The sequence below is a fragment of the Mycobacterium sp. Panama NTM2 genome (assembly GCF_054355555.1).
In genome coordinates, this window is sequence record NZ_CM135953.1 from 2,480,455 (window position 1) to 2,493,079 (window position 12,625).

Consider the following 12,625-nt stretch of genomic DNA (forward strand, 5'->3'; position numbering starts at 1 on the left):
AGGTATCGATGAGCGACATTCTGGCGGTGGCACGCGAACAGGTGCTCGAGCGGGGTGTCGGCCTCGACCAGGACCAGACGCTGCAGGTGCTGCAGCTGCCCGATGATCGCCTCGATGACCTGCTCGCGCTGGCCCACGAGGTCCGGATGGCGCATTGCGGCCCCGACGTCGAGGTCGAGGGCATCATCAGCCTCAAGACCGGCGGCTGCCCCGAGGATTGCCACTTCTGTTCGCAGTCAGGACTTTTCGCCTCTCCGGTGCGCAGCGCCTGGCTCGACGTGCCGAGTTTGGTGGAGGCCGCCAAACAGACCGCCAAGACCGGTGCCACCGAGTTCTGCATCGTGGCCGCCGTCCGCGGACCCGACGAGCGGCTCCTGGCCCAGGTGGCCGCGGGCATCGAAGCGATCCGCAACGAGGTGGACATCCAGATCGCCTGCTCGCTGGGCATGCTCACCCAGGAGCAGGTGGACCGCCTGCGGGACATGGGTGTGCACCGCTACAACCACAACCTCGAGACCGCGCAGTCGTTCTTCACGAATGTGGTGACCACCCACACCTGGGAGGAGCGCTGGGAGACACTGCAGATGGTGCGTGAGGCCGGCATGGAGGTGTGCTGCGGCGGCATCCTCGGGATGGGGGAGACGCTCGAGCAACGCGCCGAGTTCGCGGCCAATCTGGCCGAGTTGGACCCGCACGAGGTTCCGCTGAACTTCCTCAACCCCCGCCCCGGCACCCCGTTCGGCGAGCTCGATGTGCTGCCCGCGGCCGAGGCACTCAAGGCCGTCGCCGCGTTCCGGCTCGCACTGCCCCGGACCATGTTGCGCTTCGCCGGCGGCCGGGAGATCACGCTCGGCGACCTCGGTGCCAAGAAGGGCATTCTCGGCGGCATCAACGCCGTGATCGTCGGCAACTACCTGACCACGCTGGGCCGGCCCGCCGAAGCCGACCTCGAACTGCTCGAGGATCTGCAGATGCCGATCAAGGCACTCAACGCCAGCCTGTGATGGTGCACGAGCTGCCCGCGCCGGTCGGCGCCGGGATCTACAACGTCTACACCGGCGAACCCGCGGGGTCGACGGTGCCCACCGCGGCTGCGCTCGGTCTGGAGCCGCCGCGGTTCTGCGCCGACTGCGGCAGGCGGATGGTCGTGCAGGTCCGTCCGGACGGCTGGTGGGCCACCTGTTCCCGGCACGGTCAGGTGGATTCGAAGGATCTGGAGCAGTACAGGTGACCGGGTCGCGGGTGAACGCCGTTCTGCGGGTCGTCGTCGGGCTCGCGGTCGCCGGCGCACTGTGTGGAGCGCTGTGGGCGTGGCTGGCGCCGCCGATCCACGGCGTCGTCGCGCTGACCCGCAGCAACGACCGGGTCAAGGCCTATCTCGGCAACGAGGGCGATCACTTCTTCACCGCGGCGTTCCTGATGGTCGGTTTCCTCTCGGTCCTCGCCGTGATTGCCGCGGTAGCGGTGTGGCAGTGGCGCGCGCAGCGCGGACCGGTGATGATGGCGGCGCTCTGCGTGGGTTCGATCGTGGCGTCGGCCGCCGCGGCCGGGTCCGGGGCGGGGCTCGCGCGGCTGCGATACGGGCATCTCGACATCGCCGCCGTCGACGTCACCGAACAGAACCGGGTGAGCTACGTCGTCGAGGCGCCATCGGTGTTCTTCGGCCACACGCCGCTGCAGGTGGCGCTGACACTGCTGTTTCCCGCCGCGGTCGCGGCGATGGTGTACGTGCTGGGCGCGGTGTCGACCACCCGTGACGATCTCGGCGGCTGGCCGCCCAGAGACCCTGCTACCGGTCGAACCGCGACAGCGGCTGACGTTCCACCTGTCGCCCCGTCAGCACCTTCACCGTGATCTTGCCCAGCGTGAACATGCCGCGGTAGGTCGACGGGTTCAGCAACGTCGGCCACTTGGTGCGCTTGATGTTCTCGCGCAGCGGCCGTCCCGCGAACCGGTCGCGCAGCCAGCGCAGCGTCATCGGCGCGGACATCGGGTGCAGCAGAAGGTGCTCGCTGAACAGGTCGCGGTGGTAGGTGACGCGGGCGCCGCCGCGCACATAGGTGTGGGCCAGTTCGTCGATGTCGTCGACCGAGATGATGCGGTCGTGGACGGCCTGCACGATCAGCACCGGGACCGACGGCGCCGCGGTGCCCAGCTTGATGCTGTCGAACACGTGCTGCACCTCGGGGCTGAGCAGGATCTCCTCGAGCGGCCGGTCGATCATGTCGGCCATGTCGCGGCCGGCGCAGGTCACCATCGCCTGCGCGGTCGTCATCGTCTGGATGCGGTCGAGCAGTTTCCTGCCCTCGGGGGTGGCGTGCTCGGAGATGATGCGGTCCAGGTCCGGGTAGATGTGGCTCAGCGCGGCGACCACCAGGGCGGGCAGGCCCGAGTAGATGCTGCCGTTGAGGCGCCGGAACGTGTGCCCGAGGTCGCCCACCGGAGAGCCGAGGACCGCGCCGACGACGTTGAGTTCGGGCGCGTAGGCGGCTTGCACCTCCGCGGCCCAGGCCGAGGCGAGCCCGCCGCCGGAGTACCCCCACAGTCCCACCGGGGAGTCGGCGGCCAGCCGGAACGCCGGGTGGTTGAGCGCGGCCCGGATGCCGTCGAGGATGTGGTAGCCGGGCTCGTAGGGGGCGCCCCACATCCCGGTCGAGCCCTCGTGATCAGGTACCGACACCGCCCATCCTTCGGCCAGTGCGGCGGCGATCAGCAAGAACTCGAACTGGGCGAAGGCGCCGACGGCCTTGGCGCCGCGGCGCATCGCGTAGGAGGGGAAACAGCGGCTGGACACCGCGTCGATGGCGCACTGGTAGGACATCACCGGAAGCGGCCGCTCAGGATCGCGCTCGGTCGGGATCAGCACCGTCGTGACGCCGGCCTGCGGATCGCCCTGGAAGTCGGTGGTGCGGTAGAGCAGCTGGACGGCGCTGAACTTCTGCGGCACCAGACCGAGAAAGGCGAGCTCGACCTCGCGGGAGCGCAGCACCGTGCCGGGGCGGGCGTGCTCGTAACCCTCGGGCGGTTCGTAGAAGGCGTCCTCGGACGGCAACACCGGGCGCTGCCTGGGGCGGAGCGCCTCGTGGTGTGGTTGACCGATCCACTCGGCCCCTGCCGCCCGCGCCGCGCTGCCCACGTCCATCCAGGCATTCTTACTTAAGAATGCGTTAAGAAGCCAGCCGACTCACCCGGGCGGTCGCAATGCAGCGAATTCGTCGGTGACGCGATAGCGGGCGTCGGCGAACCGGTACAGCGCCGCCGGGCGCCCCCCGCTGCGTCCCGAGCGCGCTGTGGTGCCGGTCCGTGTGATCACGTGGCGACGCTCGAGGACGCGCTGCAGGTTGGTCGCGTCGACCGGGTGCCCGAGGGCAGCGCTGTAGATGTCACGCAGCGTCGAGAGCGCGAATTCGTCTGGTGCAAGCGCGAATCCGATGTTCGTGTAGGAGAGCTTCGCGACCAGTCGGGTGCGTGCGTGGTCGACCATCGGGCCGTGGTCGAAGGCCATCGGGGGCAGGTCGCCGACCGGGTGCCAGCGGGTGTCGGGCGGCAGTTCGGGGGTTGCGGGGGAGGGCACCAGGCCCAGGAAGGTCGAGGCAATGGTGCGCTCGCCGGGCACCCGATCCGGTTCGGAGAACACGGCCAACTGCTCGAGATGGGCGAGTTCCCGCAAATCGACCTTCTCCGCGAGCTGGCGGCGCACCGAGTCGGTCAGGGTCTCGTCGTGGCCGAGGCGACCGCCGGGGAGCGCCCAGCGGTCGCGTTGCGGGTCCAGCGCGCGCTGCCAGAGCAGCACGTGCAGCGTGTTGTCGCGAACCTGAAACACCACGGCCAGGACTTCGTGCTGGGTGCTACGATGTGGCATGTTTTCGATTGTAAGTCGAAAACCTCGATCGAGGTAAGGAGACGGCGATGACCGTGCTCGCAACCGACAGTGCCGACCGCATCGTCGACGGTCCCGACGGTTACACCGGCGTCGACGGTGACGCCGCCTGGGCCACCGAGGTGCGGCGACTGCTCGACCTTCGCGGCGCCACGCTGCTGGCCCACAACTACCAGCTGCCCGCGATACAGGACGTCGCCGACCATGTCGGGGATTCGCTGGCCCTCTCGCGCATCGCCGCCGAGGCGCCCGAGGACACGATCGTGTTCGCCGGCGTCCACTTCATGGCCGAGACGGCCAAGATCCTGTCGCCGGACAAGACGGTGCTCATCCCCGATCAGCGGGCCGGCTGCTCGCTCGCGGACTCCATCACCGCCGACGAACTGCGGGCCTGGAAAGCCGAGCACCCCGGCGCGGTCGTCGTCTCCTACGTCAACACCACGGCCGCGGTGAAGGCCGAGACCGACATCTGCTGCACGTCGTCGAACGCGGTCGAGGTGGTCGCTTCGATCCCCGCCGACCGGGAGGTGCTGTTCTGCCCGGATCAGTTCCTCGGCGCCCACGTGCGGCGCATGACCGGCCGACAGAACCTGCACGTCTGGGCCGGCGAATGCCACGTGCACGCAGGCATCAACGGTGACGAGCTCGCCGAGCAGGCGCGCACGCACCCCGACGCCGAACTGTTCGTGCACCCCGAGTGTGGCTGCGCCACATCGGCTCTCTACCTCGCAGGCGAAGGGGCCTATCCGGTCGACCGGGTGAAGATCCTGTCCACCGGCGGGATGCTCGACGCCGCGCGCGAGACCGGCGCACGGCAGGTCCTGGTCGCCACCGAGATCGGCATGCTGCACCAGTTGCGCCGTGCCGCACCCGATGTCGACTTCCAGGCCGTCAACGACCGCGCATCCTGCCGGTACATGAAGATGATCACTCCCGCGGCCATGCTGCGCTGCCTGGTCGAGGGTGCCGACGAAGTGCATGTCGATCCCGACACCGCCGCGCGGGCGCGAGCCAGCGTCACGCGGATGATCGAGATCGGGCAGCCCGGCGGCGGGGAATGACCGCCGGCACCGGGATCAGCCCGGGCTGCGGCGGCTCGGGCGGCTGGCGCCTGCGGGCCGACGTCGTCGTCGTCGGGACCGGGGTCGCCGGTCTGGCTGCGGCGTTGGCCGCGAAGCGGCGCGGCCGCTCCGTGATCCTGCTGAGCAAGGCGGCCGAGACCGCCACGTTCTACGCCCAGGGCGGGATCGCCGTCGTGCTGCCCGATGGCATCAGGGGTCCCGACGACTCCGTCGATGCGCACGTGGCTGACACACTCGCCGCGGGCGCCGGGCTGTGCGACCCCGCCGCGGTGCGCTCGATCGTGGCCGACGGTGCCCGCGCAGTGTCCGAATTGATCGGTGCAGGAGCCCGTTTCGACGAGTCGGCGCCGGGTCGGTGGGCACTGACCCGAGAGGGCGGGCACACACGGCGGCGCATCATCCACGCCGGGGGTGACGCCACGGGTGCCGAGGTGCAGCGCGCGCTGGACCACGCCGGAGCCTCGCTCGACATCCGCCGCAACCACGTCGCGCTCGAACTGCTGATCGACGGCGGCGCCGTCGCCGGGGTCTCGGTCCTCAGCGACGACGGCCCCGGCGCCATCTACGCGCCGTCGGTCATCCTCGCCACCGGCGGGGTCGGGCACCTCTACCGGGCCACCACCAACCCGGAAGGCTCCACGGGAGACGGTGTCGCGCTGGCGATCTGGGCCGGGGTGCCGGTCTCCGACGTGGAGTTCGTCCAGTTCCATCCGACGATGCTCTACACCGGCTCGGTTGCCGGCCGACGCCCGTTGATCACCGAGGCGCTGCGCGGCGAGGGTGCGACACTGATCGATCGGCACGGCGATCCGGTGACGGCCGGGGTGCACCCGATGGGTGATCTGGCCCCGCGCGACGTCGTGGCAGCGGCCATCGAGGCACGCCTGGCGGCCTCCGGTGATGCGTGTGTCTACCTCGACGCCCGAAAGGTGGCCGGCGTGGCGCGCCGGTTCCCCACCGTCACGGCCGCATGCCGCGCCGCGGGTATCGACCTTGCGCGGCAACCGATTCCGGTGGTTCCCGGCGCTCACTACAGCTGCGGCGGAGTCGTCACCGACGTGCACGGGCGCACCGCGATCGACGGGTTGTTCGCCGCCGGGGAAGTGGCGCGCACCGGCATGCACGGCGCGAACCGCCTCGCGTCGAACAGTCTGCTCGAAGGCCTGGTCGTCGGCGGGCGCGCCGGCGTCGCCGCTGCAGAGCACGCCGAGGTGGCCGGGCCGCCCCGGGTCGTGGTCGCGGACCCCTCGCTGCGGCCGGTGCTCGCGCGGCCCGCCTTGCAGGAGGCGATGAGCAGGTATGCCTCCGTCGTCCGCGACGACGACGGGCTGGGCCGGTTGGGGGCGCAGCTCGACACAGCAGAGCCGCGAATGATCGCCTCGCGCCGCATGTTCGAAGACGCCGCGCTGACCGCGGTGGCCGGTGTCATGGGCGCGGCGGCCCGGGCGCGCACCGAGACCCGTGACTGCCACCACCGCAGCGATCACCCCGACACCGATCCCGCCCAGGCGGTCAGCATCGTGTGCGGTCCTGTCGCGTCAGGCTGCCGGTGATGGCCGCGGTACTCGCGGCCGGTGAGGAGGCCGAGGCCCGCTCGATCGTCTCCCGCGCCCTCGACGAGGATCTGCGCTACGGCCCCGACGTCACGACGCTGGCCACAGTCGCCGACGACGCCGTCACGACGGCCGCGGTGGTGGCGCGGGAACCGGGCGTCATCGCCGGCGGTGACCTCGCACTGATCGTGTTCGACGAGGTGCTCGGCGCCGGGGGATACCGGGTCATCGAGCAGGTGCCCGACGGCGCACGCCTACAGCCGGGCGATGCTGCTCTTGTGGTCGAGGGTCCGACACGGGGGCTGCTCACCGCCGAGCGCACCATGCTCAACCTGCTCTGCCATCTGTCCGGCATCGCCACGGCGACCGCGGCCTGGGTGGATGCGGTGGCGGGCACCCAGGCCCGGATCCGCGACACCCGCAAGACACTTCCCGGGATGCGAGCGCTGCAGAAGTACGCCGTGCGCGTCGGCGGCGGCGTCAACCACCGCATGGGGCTCGGTGACGCGGCGTTGATCAAGGACAACCACGTGGCCGCCGCGGGCTCGGTGGTGGAGGCGCTGCGCAGAGTCCGCGAGGTCGCGCCCGATCTGCCGTGCGAGGTCGAGGTCGATTCGCTCGAGCAGCTCGACGATGTGCTGGCCGAGGGCGTCGAGCTGGTGCTGCTGGACAACTTCCCGGTGTGGCAGACGCAGATCGCGGTGCAGCGCCGGGCCACCCGATCGCCGCACACGATGCTGGAATCCTCGGGCGGGTTGTCGTTGGAGTCCGCGGCCGACTACGCGGGTACCGGCGTCGACTACCTGGCCGTCGGCGCGCTCACGCATTCTGTGCGGGTGCTCGACCTCGGCCTGGATCTGTAGCCGATGCGCGTCTCACCATCCCTGGCGCTCGCCGTGGCGTTGCTGTCGACGGGTCTGTCGGCGGCGGCGCTGGTGCGCACGCTCGACCGCGGTCCCGACTACACCGACGCGCAGCGCTCCGCGGCGACGGCGCGGATCTGCACGGCGTTCGACACCGTGCGCACCGGCGTCGCCACCAACACGAACGTGACCGCACCCGGCGACATCAGTGGGTCGCTCGCGGCCGCCGCCAACGCCCGCCTGGCTTTGTCCGACGGTGGTTTGTACCTGCTGGCGCGGCTGGACCCTGCTACGCCAGAGGACCTCGCCGAGGCCGTTCACACCTTCGCGGACGCGCTGCTCGACATCGGTGCAGCCGCCACGGCGGGCGTGCCGAACACCGATCCGGCGCAGGCCAAGCGGCTGGAGTCAGCGGAGTCGACCAGCGCGGCAGTCAGCAACCGCTGTCGCTGAGGTTCAGGCCGGCATCGGCCCGCGCCGCAGCAGCGAGAGCACCACCGCGGCGGCGGCGAACAGGCCGGCGAACACGCGGTTGAGCACGGTCTGCTGCCGCGGGGTCCGCAACCACGTCAGCAGCCGCACCGCCAGGCCGGTGTAGAGCCCCATCACCACCAGGTCGACGGCGACCATCGTGATCCCGATCGCGAGGTACTGCGGCAGCAGCGGCGCGGTCGGCACCACGAACTGCGGCATCACCGCGAGGAAGAACAGCAGGCCCTTCGGGTTGGTGGCGTTGACCAGGAAGCCGCGGACGACCAGCGCCCGGCGGCTGCCGGGGACCACCTGATCGACCTGGGCGCGCAGATCCACGCCGACGCTGCGCCACTGCCGGAACGCCAGATAAGCCAGGTACGCGACACCCAGCCATTTGATGATCGTGAACGCCAGGATCGAGTTCGCGACCGCGGCACCCAGCCCGACCGCCACGAGCGTCAGCTGCAGCATCAGCCCGATCTCCAGACCAAGGATGCTCCAATATCCGCGGCGCACCCCGTGGGTCAGGCCCGTGGCCATCGATTGGATGGCGCCGGCGCCGGGGGAGATCGCGATCAGAATGGCCGCGCCGAAGAACGCGAGCCACATCTGCAATGTCACGAGGCGATGTCCGCGACGAACACCCCGGATCGTTTGGCGACCATCTGTGCCATCCGGGGCAGCGACGGGTCGCTGGTGCCGGCAGGCAGCACCCGCGGCCGCACGAGGTGAAGCGTCTCGCTGCCGATCGTGATGTCGGCCTCACCGGCGGCCAGCACGTTCTTGACCCAGTTCGTCTTCCCGTGCGCCAGCCCGATCGCCAACACCGAGCCCTTGCGGTACGGCGTGACGATCGTCTCGTACTCGGTGCCGGAGGTGCGGCCGCGGTGGCGGATCACCGCCAGACCCGGCATCCGCCGGGAGAGGGGCCGCAGCAGCGGATTGATGTACTTGATCTGCAGCTTTTCGAACCACGGCGGGAAGATCATCGGCACGCCGGGCGCGTTGTTGGGGTGGCTGCTCCTGCTCGGCCGGTCCGGCATGACGCCTCCGATTCTGATTTGTGCTGCTCTGGGACAATAGACAGCGTGAATGTATCGCCACCGCTGCTGCGGCGCATCGACCTGCGTGGCGCGACGCTGTCGGCCGCCCGTCTGCGGACCGCCCTGCCCCGGGGTGGCGTCGACGTCGACGCGGTGCTGCCCAAGGTCCGGCCGATCGTCGACGCGGTCGCCGAGCGCGGCGCCGACGCCGCGCTCGAGTACGGCGCCTCCTTCGACGGGGTGCGGCCGGACCGGGTCCGGGTCCCCGGCGAGACGCTGGCCGCGGCTCTCGATGCACTCGACGCCGACATCCGGACCGCGCTCGAGGTCGCCATCCAGCGCGCTCGCGCCGTACACGCCGACCAGCGCCGCACCGACACCACCACCACGCTCGCCCCGGGGGCCACCGTCACCGAACGCTGGGTGCCCGTCGAGCGGGTCGGCCTCTATGTCCCGGGCGGCAACGCTGTCTATCCCTCGAGTGTGGTGATGAACGTCGTGCCGGCGCAGACGGCCGGCGTCGAGTCGCTCGTGATCGCGAGCCCGCCGCAGGCGGCGCATGGCGGTCTCCCGCACCCGACGATCCTGGCCGCCGCGGCACTGCTCGGCGTCGACGAGGTGTGGGCAGTCGGCGGGGCCCAATCCGTCGCGCTGCTCGCCTACGGCGGCACCGACACCGACGGCGCCGAACTCGCTCCCGTCGACATGATCACCGGGCCCGGCAACATCTACGTCACCGCCGCCAAACGGATCTGCCGATCGCGGGTCGGCATCGACTCCGAGGCCGGACCCACCGAGATCGCGATCCTGGCCGACCACACCGCCGACCCGGTGCACGTCGCCGCGGATCTGATCAGCCAGGCCGAGCACGACGAGATGGCCGCCAGCGTGCTGGTCACCGACAGCAGCGAACTGGCCGAGGCCGCCGACGCCGAGCTGACCCGCCAATTGGAGACGACGGTGCACCGCGAGCGGGTGAGCACGGCGCTGGGCGGTCAGCAGTCGGCGATCGTGCTGGTCGACGACGTGGACGCCGGCCTGCGCGTGGTCAACGCCTACGCTGCCGAGCATCTGGAGATCCAGACCGTCGACGCGGCGGGCGTCGCGGCGCGGGTCCGCTCCGCGGGCGCGATCTTCGTCGGGGCGTGGTCCCCGGTGAGTCTGGGTGACTACTGCGCCGGCTCCAACCACGTCCTGCCCACGGCGGGGTGTGCCCGGCACTCCAGCGGGCTGTCGGTGCAGACGTTCCTGCGTGGAATCCACGTCGTCGACTACACCGAGGCGGCACTCAAAGACGTTGCCGGACATGTCATCACGCTGGCCAATGCAGAGAACCTGCCCAGCCACGGGGAAGCGGTGCGGCGGAGGTTCGAGAGGTGAACCCCGGTCAGAACGTCACGCTCGGGGAGCTGCCGCTGCGCGAGGATCTGCGCGGCAAGTCGCCGTACGGGGCGCCGCAGCTCGCGGTGCCGGTGCGGCTGAACACGAACGAGAACCCACACCCGCCGACACAGGCGCTCGTCGACGACGTCGCCGCGTCGGTACGCGAGGCCGCCGCCGAGCTGCACCGCTACCCCGATCGTGACGCCGTGGCGTTGCGTACCGACCTCGCCGCGTATCTGAGTGCGCAGACCGGCGTCCTGGTCGGCGTGGAAAACGTGTGGGCCGCAAACGGTTCCAACGAAATCCTGCAACAGCTCCTGCAGGCGTTCGGCGGACCCGGCCGCAGCGCCATCGGTTTCGTGCCGTCGTACTCGATGCACCCGATCATCTCCGACGGCACCCAGACACAGTGGCTGGCCGCGCACCGCGCCGACGACTTCGGCCTGGACGCCGCGGTCGCCGCCACCGCCATCAAGGAGCACAACCCCGACGTCGTGTTCGTCACCAGCCCCAACAATCCGTCGGGGCAGAGTGTGTCGCTCGACGACCTGCGGCTGCTGCTCGACGCGATGGCCGGCGGCGTGATGATCGTCGACGAGGCCTACGGCGAGTTCTCCTCGCAGCCCAGCGCGCTCGCGCTGATCGACGAGTACCCGGCGCGGGTCGTCGTCTCGCGCACCATGAGCAAGGCGTTCGCGTTCGCCGGTGGTCGGCTGGGCTACCTGGTGGCGGCCCCGGCCGTCGTCGACGCGATGTTGCTGGTGCGTCTGCCGTATCACCTGTCGTCGCTGACCCAGGCCGCCGCCCGGGCCGCGTTGCGGCACGCCGACGACACCCTCGGCAGCGTCGCGACGCTGATCAGTGAACGGGAACGGGTCGCGAATGGTCTGTCCGACATGGGTTTTCGGGTGATCCCCAGTGACGCGAACTTCCTGCTGTTCGGGGAGTTCGCCGATGCCGCCGCGACGTGGCGGGCCTATCTGGACGCCGGGGTGTTGATCCGCGACGTCGGCATCCCCGGCTACCTGCGCACCACGATCGGCCTCGCCGATGAGAACGACGCGCTGCTGAGCGCCAGCGCCCGACAAGGAGTGAAGTGACCCGTCCCCACAGGTACGCCAAGGTCGAACGCAAGACCAAGGAATCCGACATCGTCGTCGAGCTCGACCTCGACGGCACCGGTCAGGTGAACATCGACACCGGCGTACCGTTCTTCGACCACATGCTGACCTCGCTGGGCAGCCACGCTCGGTTCGACCTGACGGTGAAAGCCGTGGGAGACATCGAGATCGAGGGCCACCACACGATCGAGGACACCGCGATCGTGCTGGGTCAGGCGCTGGGACAGGCGCTGGGCGACAAGAGCGGTATCCGCCGGTTCGGCGACGCGTTCATCCCGATGGACGAGTCGCTGGCGCACGCCGCGGTCGACGTGTCGGGCCGGCCGTACTTCGTGCACACCGGGGAGCCGGAGTTCATGGTGAGCTTCACGATCGCGGGATCGCAGGCGCCGTACCACACCGTGGTCAACAAGCACGTCTTCGAGTCACTGGCCTTCAATGCGCGCATCGCGCTGCACGTGCGCACGCTGTACGGCCGCGATCCGCACCACATCACCGAAGCGCAGTACAAGGCCGTGGCACGCGCACTGCGCGAGGCCGTCGAGTACGACGAGCGGGTCAGCGGCGTGCCGTCGACCAAAGGGACCTTGTGAGAGTGATGTTGTGACAAGCAAACTCGTGGTGCTCGACTACGGGTCGGGAAACCTGCGGTCGGCTCAGCGGGCACTCGAGCGGGTCGGTGCGCAGGTCGAGGTGACCTCTGATCACGGCGCCGCCATGGCAGCCGACGGTCTGGTCGTGCCGGGGGTCGGCGCGTTCGAGGCCTGCATGACGGGACTGCGTGCGGTCGGCGGCGAGAAGGTCATCGCCGAGCGCGTGGCCGCCGGGCGGCCCGTACTCGGTGTGTGCGTCGGCATGCAGATCCTGTTCTCCCGCGGCGTCGAGTTCGGGGTCGAGACGGCCGGCTGCGGGCAGTGGCCGGGTTCGGTTGTCCGCCTGGACGCACCCGTGATCCCGCACATGGGGTGGAACGTCGTCGACGCCCCCGCCGACAGTGTGCTGTTCCGCGGCATCGATCCGGCCACCCGCTTCTACTTCGTGCACTCCTATGCCGCCCAGCAGTGGGAGGGCGACCCCGCCGCGGTGCTCACGTGGGCCAGCCATCACGTCCCCTTCCTGGCGGCTGTCGAGGCGGGCCCGTTGTCGGCGACGCAGTTCCACCCGGAGAAGAGTGGGGACGCCGGTGCCGAATTGCTGTCCAACTGGATCGGGGCGCTAAGTTGACC

General features: G+C 70.2%; 15 protein-coding genes. 11 read left to right on the forward strand and 4 right to left on the reverse strand.

Annotated elements, in window-relative coordinates; all coding sequences use genetic code 11:
- Positions 1-8: 8 nt before the first annotated feature.
- The 3 genes from bioB to ACXYX3_RS11885 are packed head-to-tail and all read left to right on the forward strand — an operon-like array spanning position 9 to position 1,854.
- Positions 9-1,004: a biotin synthase BioB gene (bioB, locus tag ACXYX3_RS11875; protein ID WP_458611807.1), complete on the forward strand. Its 996-nt coding sequence runs from the start codon at positions 9-11 to the stop codon at positions 1,002-1,004.
- Positions 1,004-1,231, forward strand: coding sequence for a biotin synthase auxiliary protein BsaP (bsaP, locus tag ACXYX3_RS11880; protein ID WP_241203863.1), 228 nt, complete (start codon positions 1,004-1,006; stop codon positions 1,229-1,231). The genes bioB and bsaP overlap by 1 nt, the downstream gene beginning before the upstream one ends.
- The gene (locus ACXYX3_RS11885; RefSeq protein ID WP_458611809.1) at positions 1,228-1,854 is read left to right on the forward strand and encodes a DUF2567 domain-containing protein; all 627 of its coding nucleotides are present in this window, start codon (positions 1,228-1,230) and stop codon (positions 1,852-1,854) included. Before bsaP ends, ACXYX3_RS11885 begins: the two co-directional genes overlap by 4 nt.
- On the opposite strand, the gene ACXYX3_RS11890 is transcribed toward ACXYX3_RS11885, so the two are convergent.
- Positions 1,790-3,142 (reverse strand): lipase family protein, encoded by a 1,353-nt coding sequence (locus ACXYX3_RS11890; RefSeq protein ID WP_458611810.1) that lies wholly within the window; start codon positions 3,140-3,142, stop codon positions 1,790-1,792. The genes ACXYX3_RS11885 and ACXYX3_RS11890 overlap by 65 nt on opposite strands.
- Positions 3,143-3,184: 42 nt before the next feature.
- Complete coding sequence (locus ACXYX3_RS11895; protein WP_458611811.1) at positions 3,185-3,862, reverse strand: NUDIX hydrolase; 678 nt, start codon at positions 3,860-3,862, stop codon at positions 3,185-3,187.
- Positions 3,863-3,909: 47 nt separating this feature from the next.
- On the opposite strand from ACXYX3_RS11895, the gene nadA reads away from it, so the two are divergent.
- From nadA to ACXYX3_RS11915, 4 genes are read left to right on the forward strand one after another with little or no spacing between them, the layout of a single operon-like run.
- A complete protein-coding gene (gene nadA / locus ACXYX3_RS11900) occupies positions 3,910-4,941 on the forward strand; it encodes a quinolinate synthase NadA (protein ID WP_458611812.1) in 1,032 nt (343 codons plus the stop codon).
- On the forward strand, positions 4,938-6,515 hold the full coding sequence (locus tag ACXYX3_RS11905) for an L-aspartate oxidase (RefSeq protein ID WP_458611813.1): 1,578 nt from the start codon (positions 4,938-4,940) through the stop codon (positions 6,513-6,515). Before nadA ends, ACXYX3_RS11905 begins: the two co-directional genes overlap by 4 nt.
- Positions 6,515-7,378: a carboxylating nicotinate-nucleotide diphosphorylase gene (gene nadC / locus ACXYX3_RS11910; protein WP_241203657.1), complete on the forward strand. Its 864-nt coding sequence runs from the start codon at positions 6,515-6,517 to the stop codon at positions 7,376-7,378. Before ACXYX3_RS11905 ends, nadC begins: the two co-directional genes overlap by 1 nt.
- 3 nt (positions 7,379-7,381) lie before the next feature.
- Positions 7,382-7,831, forward strand: coding sequence for a hypothetical protein (locus tag ACXYX3_RS11915; RefSeq protein ID WP_458611814.1), 450 nt, complete (start codon positions 7,382-7,384; stop codon positions 7,829-7,831).
- A 3-nt stretch (positions 7,832-7,834) separates the two neighbouring features.
- Here the strand turns inward: ACXYX3_RS11915 and ACXYX3_RS11920 are convergent, their stop codons facing one another.
- Both ACXYX3_RS11920 and ACXYX3_RS11925 read right to left on the reverse strand, forming a co-directional pair.
- Positions 7,835-8,473, reverse strand: a complete 639-nt coding sequence (locus tag ACXYX3_RS11920) for a LysE family transporter (protein WP_241203655.1) — start codon at positions 8,471-8,473, stop codon at positions 7,835-7,837.
- Positions 8,470-8,895 (reverse strand): nitroreductase family deazaflavin-dependent oxidoreductase, encoded by a 426-nt coding sequence (locus tag ACXYX3_RS11925; RefSeq protein ID WP_458611815.1) that lies wholly within the window; start codon positions 8,893-8,895, stop codon positions 8,470-8,472. Before ACXYX3_RS11925 ends, ACXYX3_RS11920 begins: the two co-directional genes overlap by 4 nt.
- A 63-nt stretch (positions 8,896-8,958) precedes the next feature.
- On the opposite strand from ACXYX3_RS11925, the gene hisD reads away from it, so the two are divergent.
- Genes hisD through hisH form a run of 4 tightly spaced genes read left to right on the forward strand, consistent with a single transcriptional unit; the run spans position 8,959 to position 12,623 of the window.
- On the forward strand, positions 8,959-10,275 hold the full coding sequence (gene hisD / locus ACXYX3_RS11930; RefSeq protein ID WP_458612059.1) for a histidinol dehydrogenase: 1,317 nt from the start codon (positions 8,959-8,961) through the stop codon (positions 10,273-10,275).
- Complete coding sequence (locus ACXYX3_RS11935; protein WP_458611816.1) at positions 10,272-11,378, forward strand: histidinol-phosphate transaminase; 1,107 nt, start codon at positions 10,272-10,274, stop codon at positions 11,376-11,378. The genes hisD and ACXYX3_RS11935 overlap by 4 nt, the downstream gene beginning before the upstream one ends.
- Positions 11,375-11,992 (forward strand): imidazoleglycerol-phosphate dehydratase HisB, encoded by a 618-nt coding sequence (gene hisB / locus ACXYX3_RS11940; protein ID WP_241203652.1) that lies wholly within the window; start codon positions 11,375-11,377, stop codon positions 11,990-11,992. The genes ACXYX3_RS11935 and hisB overlap by 4 nt, the downstream gene beginning before the upstream one ends.
- A gap of 10 nt (positions 11,993-12,002) precedes the next feature.
- The gene (hisH, locus tag ACXYX3_RS11945; protein ID WP_458611817.1) at positions 12,003-12,623 is read left to right on the forward strand and encodes an imidazole glycerol phosphate synthase subunit HisH; all 621 of its coding nucleotides are present in this window, start codon (positions 12,003-12,005) and stop codon (positions 12,621-12,623) included.
- Positions 12,624-12,625 lie beyond the last annotated feature (2 nt).

Excerpts from the sequence above, each read along its gene's own strand:
- ACXYX3_RS11895 (WP_458611811.1), bottom strand. The coding sequence starts at position 3,862 with ATGCCACATCGTAGCACCCAGCACGAAGTCCTGGCCGTGGTGTTTCAG.
- bioB (WP_458611807.1), top strand. The coding sequence starts at position 9 with ATGAGCGACATTCTGGCGGTGGCACGCGAACAGGTGCTCGAGCGGGGT.
- nadA (WP_458611812.1), top strand. The coding sequence starts at position 3,910 with ATGACCGTGCTCGCAACCGACAGTGCCGACCGCATCGTCGACGGTCCC.
- nadC (WP_241203657.1), top strand. The coding sequence starts at position 6,515 with ATGGCCGCGGTACTCGCGGCCGGTGAGGAGGCCGAGGCCCGCTCGATC.
- ACXYX3_RS11925 (WP_458611815.1), bottom strand. The coding sequence starts at position 8,895 with ATGCCGGACCGGCCGAGCAGGAGCAGCCACCCCAACAACGCGCCCGGC.
- ACXYX3_RS11890 (WP_458611810.1), bottom strand. The coding sequence starts at position 3,142 with ATGGACGTGGGCAGCGCGGCGCGGGCGGCAGGGGCCGAGTGGATCGGT.
- bsaP (WP_241203863.1), top strand. The coding sequence starts at position 1,004 with ATGGTGCACGAGCTGCCCGCGCCGGTCGGCGCCGGGATCTACAACGTC.
- ACXYX3_RS11905 (WP_458611813.1), top strand. The coding sequence starts at position 4,938 with ATGACCGCCGGCACCGGGATCAGCCCGGGCTGCGGCGGCTCGGGCGGC.
- ACXYX3_RS11915 (WP_458611814.1), top strand. The coding sequence starts at position 7,382 with ATGCGCGTCTCACCATCCCTGGCGCTCGCCGTGGCGTTGCTGTCGACG.